General features: G+C 45.1%; 6 protein-coding genes and 1 pseudogene. All 7 read left to right on the top strand.

Translation table 11 applies throughout. From position 1 onward, the window contains the following. On the top strand, nucleotides 1-707 hold a 707-nt coding region (locus C8R11_RS15625), incomplete at its 5' end, for a type IV secretion system protein (protein ID WP_181258286.1). Continuing rightward, on the top strand, nucleotides 704-1000 hold the full coding sequence (locus tag C8R11_RS15630; protein ID WP_107796504.1) for a TrbM/KikA/MpfK family conjugal transfer protein: 297 nt from the start codon (nucleotides 704-706) through the stop codon (nucleotides 998-1000). The genes C8R11_RS15625 and C8R11_RS15630, both read left to right, overlap by 4 nt. Before the next feature lies 1 nt (nucleotide 1001). Further along, nucleotides 1002-1658, top strand: a pseudogene (locus C8R11_RS15635) (YiaD family glycine zipper/OmpA-like lipoprotein); the annotation flags it as partial. A gap of 126 nt (nucleotides 1659-1784) precedes the next feature. Further along, nucleotides 1785-2213 (top strand): lysozyme family protein, encoded by a 429-nt coding sequence (locus tag C8R11_RS15640; protein WP_107796506.1) that lies wholly within the window; start codon nucleotides 1785-1787, stop codon nucleotides 2211-2213. 78 nt (nucleotides 2214-2291) lie between these two features. Continuing rightward, on the top strand, nucleotides 2292-2594 hold the full coding sequence (locus C8R11_RS15645; protein WP_107796507.1) for a hypothetical protein: 303 nt from the start codon (nucleotides 2292-2294) through the stop codon (nucleotides 2592-2594). Between the two features lie 197 nt (nucleotides 2595-2791). Next, the gene (locus C8R11_RS15650) at nucleotides 2792-3814 is read left to right on the top strand and encodes a hypothetical protein (protein WP_107796508.1); all 1023 of its coding nucleotides are present in this window, start codon (nucleotides 2792-2794) and stop codon (nucleotides 3812-3814) included. Next, nucleotides 3795-4871 (top strand): hypothetical protein, encoded by a 1077-nt coding sequence (locus C8R11_RS15655; RefSeq protein ID WP_107796509.1) that lies wholly within the window; start codon nucleotides 3795-3797, stop codon nucleotides 4869-4871. Before C8R11_RS15650 ends, C8R11_RS15655 begins: the two co-directional genes overlap by 20 nt. Nucleotides 4872-5058: the final 187 nt, after the last annotated feature.

Raw genomic sequence — 5058 nt, forward strand, 5'->3', positions numbered from 1 at the left:
CTGGATTGCCAGGTGGCACGACTCATACAGATATTATCAATACTGGCTATCTGATGCTTGAGATGGCCTTTAGAAATATGTCTGTATTGCAGCCCCTGGACAGTTTCATCGGGTTTATTTTGGCTTTGGGAATTGTTGTCATTCTGGCGGTTATTGCGGTCAATATGCTGTTATTACTGATTGCCGCATGGGTACTCATGTACGCTGGCATTTTTTTACTCGGCTTTGGTGGTTCACGCTGGACGAGCGATATTGCGATTCAATACTTCAGGACAGTGCTGGGTGTTGGTATTCAGTTGCTTGTGATGATTCTGATTGTGGGAATCGGTAGTGAATTATTGTCCGGTTTCTACAGCAAAATGTCCAAGAACGTACTGAACTATGAAGAACTGTCGGTGATGCTCATCTTTGCTATTGCTCTTTGGATACTGGTTTCCAAGTTGCCGCCATTGGTATCCGGTATTGTGTTGAGCGGTGGCTCTGGAATTGGTAATTATTCTCCGGGTAATGCTATGCCGGTAGTTGGTACGGCAGCAGGGGTTGCAGCCGGTGCGGTTGGCATGGCAGGTGTCGGTATGGCTATGGGCGCCTCAGCACTGCATAACCGTCTGAGTAATGGTGATACTGTAGATGAGAGCGTCAGACGAACAATAGAGGCCGCCACCAAGATTGATGACACGGTGAAACCGTGGAAGCCATCCCAATGAAAAAATATTTCTTAACTTCAGCCTTAATGCTCCTGTTGACCACACCTGTCCAGGCCAAGGATTCATGCAGCACGGTGCTTTGCATGGCCGGAATGCTGCAGGGTGTTGGCGTGGTATCGGCGTGTACAGGTTTCGTTCAGGATTACTTCGATATCATCATGTTTAACGGTCATGGCGGCATCAGCCTGAACAAGACCTTTAAAGCGCGCGGCAAGTTCCTGGGTAAATGTACGTCAGCAGGTAACTGGCCGAAGATGATCAACAGCCAATACGGCAGACAACTGGGGTTCTGACATGTTCTTGAAAAAATTTATACCGGTTTTATTGATGGTGATCCTGGTTGCAGGCTGCGCCAATATGACACAATCACAACGCAGTACTGCACAAGGCACGGCGGCGGGCACCGGTATCGGTGCTGCTGCTGGCGCCGTTATCGGTGCGATTGCCGGTGATCCGGCGCTGGGTGCGGGTATTGGCGCCGGGGTCGGCGCAATAGGCGGTTATATCTGGTCTTCACGTATGGAGAAACAGAAACAGCAAATGGAGCAGGTCACTACCGGTACCGGTATTGAAGTCACGCAAACGCAGAACAACCAGCTCAAAATGGATGTACCGGGGGACTTTTCGTTTGACACGGGACGCGCCGATATCAAACCTGAAATGCGCCCGGTTTTAAACAGTCTTGTAGCCGGACTCATGAGTAATCCCAATGCCCAGGTAAACATAATCGGACATACCGACAATACCGGTACCGATACAATTAACAACCCGCTATCCGTCCACCGTGCTGCCAGTACGCGAAGCTATATCGTCAGCCAGGGCATTGCGATGAATCGTATTCATATTGATGGCCGCGGCTCATACGAGCCGATATCATCAAATGATAATGTTGCGGGTCGTGCAAAAAACCGGCGCGTAGAAATCTATATGTTTGAGCCGCAGCAAGCACAACAACAGCAACTACCGCAACAACAGATACAGCAGCACCAGATGCAGCAACAGCCGCAAAACCTGATAAAAGAGCAGCCCGGCATTCAGCAGCAGATACAATATCAACCCATGCCAGCATACTAACGTATGCTGGATATGCCCCCGGACATACAGGAGCGGGTAGTGTGTTCAATTATTGCCGCCATCAAGTATGAAATTCCAGCCAATATCCTGTTGGCAATCGCAGAAAAGGAAGGCGGCAAGCCAGGGCAATGGGTAGAAAACAGCAACGGCACGCACGATGTCGGTAGTATGCAATTTAATACTGCGTATCTTCAAGATTTATTCAGATACGGCATCACCACCGATCATGTTGCACAGACCGGTTGTTATGCCTACGATCTGGCCGCCTGGCGTGTGCGGCAACATATCAAAAACGACCGGGGCGATATCTGGACCAAAGCAGCAAACTATCACTCAAGAACACCAGAATATAATTCAAAGTATCGTGCTGACTTGATTACCAAAGCGGTCAAATGGGCGGACTGGCTGGAAGAACGGTTTGACGGGGAATAGGAAATACCAACCTGGACAGCATGAGGTTACAATGCCTGTTGTTTAGCAAAAAGATAACCAAACAACAGGAGAAAAGTTGTGCCAACGCCGGATTGGAGAGAAGAAAAAGCAAAAGTGGTGATTCAGTCAATCTGCAGAATACTGACATTACCGAATATACCGCAACCAGTTCGTGAAGAGCTGGGTGGACAGGCGTTATGGAATGCGCTGAAGCTATTTTCCGATGCGCTTGAAGAACGGCTTGGTAGCAATGAAACAAAATGGTCACCGGCACTTGTACAATTATTTATGAATAAGCCAGGTCAATGTGACCAGTGGCTGGAATTGATGGTTGAACCAGAGTTTTCTGCTGGGGATTATTGGAAAAGAGATGCTGAGTAGCGTTGATGACTACTAATTTACTCAAGAAATGGAATCTCTTGTGAACCTGGAGAGATTCAATCTTGCTGCCTGGCTCAAACAAAAAAGTCTCCGAAAAAGTCGGGTCGATTCAAATAACAACTTGGTTGCTATTTATGCTAAAAATATGGAGGATATACGGGAACTGTATAATTACTTGTTAGGCTCGAGGAGGCAGAATGGTAGAGGTAATCGCCGCCGTCGCATCAGTTCTGGGAATCATCACGGGGCTTTGGTTTCTTTGGGACAAAGTTGGCGCACCTTTTTGGCAAGGTATATCAAAAAACAAAAAGCCAAATGTTTCATCACTCGTTCTAGAAAAAACACCTCTCTTTCGTAACGGCGTTACCGTCGATTTGGGTTGGAGAACCGCGCTAGTCGGGGACGATGCCGTTGGAAAGACCGCAATTACAGAGTGGATCTCTGCACTTCAAGACACCAGTAAATTAGAGCGCTGGATGTTCCCATCGAAAACTTTGCCAATTATTTATTCTGTCGTTACCAGCAGCAAGCCCAGTAAGGTACGCGTTGTAATTCGGAAAGGCGAAGTAACTTATAGCAGTGGGGCCGTTCCAGTACCCGACAGCCCCTTTCCACTAAAAGTATTTTTTATAGAGCGCAGGGTTTTCAATACCGAAGGCTTAGATGAAGCGTGCATTATCTCTACTCATCTACGAATCCCAGTAGTTGCGTTACAAAACTATGCAGGCCTCGTAGGAAAATCATTTTATTGTTCGATATCAGCAATAGATTTTAGGAAAGAGGGTGACTGCACTAATGTATACGTGGAAATCTCGGATGTAAATCGTCGATCTGTAAATCGTCGATACAGCCTGCTTTCTGGTAGTGAGCAAGGCCGTGTCCTAGCCGAATTGGGTATTGCAGCTGCTCAGTTTGCATCCCGCAAAACACCGACAATGTTGGTTATTGAAAGTAATTCCTTTAGCTTCGATGATGCTCGAATAGATATGTATCTAAATTATTTTGCGGATACCGGTTTCAAATTTCAGACTATTATTGTGAGCCACGATGTTAATCGTGACTGGAAATCATGGAGTGTCATAGAGCTTACAGGAAGCCCACCGACCGTTGAGGCGCATTCGCAGCAGGCCAAGGGCCTAACCAAGCGCTCAAGCCGACCGGCCGTGCCTTCAGCTCGGCCGTTATCTTCCCAAGGAAATCATGAAGAATTTAAGGTTTAATCGAATTGAAAAGAAAGAGCGCAGTAAATACATTGATGATTTCGAAGGTATGCGTAATTTTGATGAATTCGAACATGAGGGTTACATCAAATGTAAGCTCGTACATAACATTGGGTATTCGGTTGTCTGCCCCGATCAAATTTACTTCGAAGCTGGCGACTCAATGCATTGGATCCAGCCATTGTATTTCTCGGGTAACCAGGTAGCTCAGTTTGATGAGTTTGGCCTATGCGATTTGGGTGTTGATATTTCTCATGGCGCTTGCCTGAGAATACGTTTCAAAAATAATGATGCAATATCGTGGCTAGATGATGGAAGTATTCTTTATAAGTGCGCGATAAAAGGTCCAAAGTTCTTGTATCAATATCGCACAGGTGATGCAAAAATTGACGGTGGAGTTCCCTATATAACGCTGTATCACCATACTAGTCGAAAGGCGAAAAATGATATAGAAAAAGGATCTGAATATTGGTCTACAACATGGAATATTCAAGGGACTAAGAAATCCATAAATATAAGTTACTTATATCTAACGTCTCTCCCTAAAATATCTAATATTGATGATTTGACTCAAATTGCAATGTCATCACAGGGTAAACTAGCTTTCAGAGTAGATAGTAATTTTACTTCTACCCCAGACCTAGTGCTAGATGTATATCGGGAATCAACAAGCAATAGAACCCATACGTTATCCCAATGGGTTAATGCTTCATATTTATCTCCTCAACCTTGTTATAGGCACTTGCCACCAAACGGGTTTGGGTATCATGCCATCGTATCCCCTTTCATTCAAAGAATAGGTGTTGAAGTTGGTTCAACCATTCTTATTGAAAACGGCCACCTTAAACCAAAGAACCCTAAATCAATGGGTTATACGGTGATAGGTGAAGCGACGACCGTTATTGGATTAGAAGCGCCGTATGATGAAGAGAATACCGAAGGGAAATTAATGATTGAATTCATGGAAAAGCCAGAAGAAATAATAGAGTTTTGGATGAAGAACGCAAATAAAAATCAAACCGACAATAAACCAATTGAAGAAGTTGTGTTTGAATAAGCTAACAAGGTGCTGCTGTCGGACAAATTTTCCGCAGAGCGCTGCGTTAAATGCTTGGGAAGCATCGATGAAATATCACTAATATGTACTAGTGTGATTACCAAGGGAAACTGTCGGTCTAATTACCGAGCGACTTTGTCATAATCACTTTAGCAAGTCGTGCCTCATTCCACAATTACTTTTTTAT

Source organism: Nitrosomonas aestuarii (assembly GCF_003046585.1).
In the GTDB taxonomy this organism is placed as follows: Bacteria; Pseudomonadota; Gammaproteobacteria; order Burkholderiales; family Nitrosomonadaceae; genus Nitrosomonas; species Nitrosomonas aestuarii.

Bases quoted from the DNA above. Each gene is read 5' to 3' on its own strand.
- C8R11_RS15630 (WP_107796504.1), top strand. From the start codon at position 704: ATGAAAAAATATTTCTTAACTTCAGCCTTAATGCTCCTGTTGACCACA.
- C8R11_RS15640 (WP_107796506.1), top strand. From the start codon at position 1,785: ATGCTGGATATGCCCCCGGACATACAGGAGCGGGTAGTGTGTTCAATT.
- C8R11_RS15650 (WP_107796508.1), top strand. From the start codon at position 2,792: ATGGTAGAGGTAATCGCCGCCGTCGCATCAGTTCTGGGAATCATCACG.
- C8R11_RS15655 (WP_107796509.1), top strand. From the start codon at position 3,795: ATGAAGAATTTAAGGTTTAATCGAATTGAAAAGAAAGAGCGCAGTAAA.